Genomic DNA, 1,115 nt, shown 5'->3' with positions numbered 1-1,115 from the left:
ACGATGATTTGACAGCTAAATGACAGACGAAGTAGATGAATTTGTTGATTGATTTTAATTTGACTGCAAAAGCAGTCAAATAAGTTAGGCTCGCCTATTGACTGGCGGGAGGCTCATATGTGTTATACGCTACCTACTCAGTAAAATAACGTCTACTTTACCATGTTTATCGTAAGGTTGAATCTGCATCTTTATTTGGTTGTCACTGGTTAATTCCAGAGTGCTTTCTGAAGCTTTATATTTACTATAAATGACTTTAACTACGTTTAATCCAAAACCGGTTTCTTTCTCTAAACGTAAAACTAAGCCAAAGGATGTTGTAGCACCACCATTGGTTCTATAGAGCACGTAACTATTATCATTAGCTTGTAATCTATTTATTTCCTCGAAAGAATAATCTATGCCTTTTCTTTTTATGTCATCGTAATCTGAATAAGAAAATATAAATACGATGTAGCAAGGTGCAGCCAAACACACAGAAAAAATTATCCCCACCACTTTGCTCGATTTTGAATCTCTGAATAAAGACCATAAAAAAGCTGACAATGGTAGAAGAACCGCCAAAACCATCACGAAGAGGTAATTATTCTTAACATCAACGAATCGAAACTCCCATGGAAAATCGATCATATTGAGGCTAGTTATCAAAATAATAATGACTAGAATGATATTTGAAACTTGCTTCATGTAACTCGAACCTTGAGTAGCGTATAACAGCTTATTAAAAGGCCAAATAAATTTAAAGTCGGCCGTTTAAGTTATTGATTAATATCATCCTACATTTGCTATCTTATTGAAGTAAAGCAATTAATTGTGCCTAACAGACAAAAAAAAACCGAGGTTGCGCTTAAAGTAGAGTTTGAGGTCACTGCCAGAAAAATTAAAGGCATTAATATCAGATGATTACGATTTTTCTATTTTTAATACGATACAACTAAAGAACGATTTTAAATCGTTTTTTAGCGTAAATCGATGAAACCCCATTATAACTGTACATAAAAACAGTGTAGACCACATAAAAGTGTGCATATTGATTTTATCTTTCAGGCTTTTGACTTTTTCACATGCGCAGCATGTGGCTGTCGGGGTTAAGGGGTTCTCCCCTTGCCCGTAGC

General features: G+C 34.7%; 1 protein-coding gene. It reads right to left on the bottom strand.

Annotated elements, in window-relative coordinates; genetic code table 11:
• Positions 1 to 129: 129 nt before the first annotated feature.
• Entirely contained in the window at positions 130 to 687 is a 558-nt protein-coding gene (locus tag H5185_RS22220; protein WP_182743333.1) for a hypothetical protein, read from the bottom strand.
• Positions 688 to 1,115 lie beyond the last annotated feature (428 nt).

This window comes from Shewanella sp. SG44-6 (assembly GCF_014164185.1).
Taxonomy (GTDB): domain Bacteria; phylum Pseudomonadota; class Gammaproteobacteria; order Enterobacterales; family Shewanellaceae; genus Shewanella; species Shewanella vesiculosa.
The sequence above is the reverse complement of the archived record's forward strand: the minus strand, read 5'-3'. Positions and strand labels throughout refer to the sequence as shown.

Bases quoted from the DNA above. Each gene is read 5' to 3' on its own strand.
- H5185_RS22220 (WP_182743333.1), bottom strand. From the start codon at position 687: ATGAAGCAAGTTTCAAATATCATTCTAGTCATTATTATTTTGATAACT.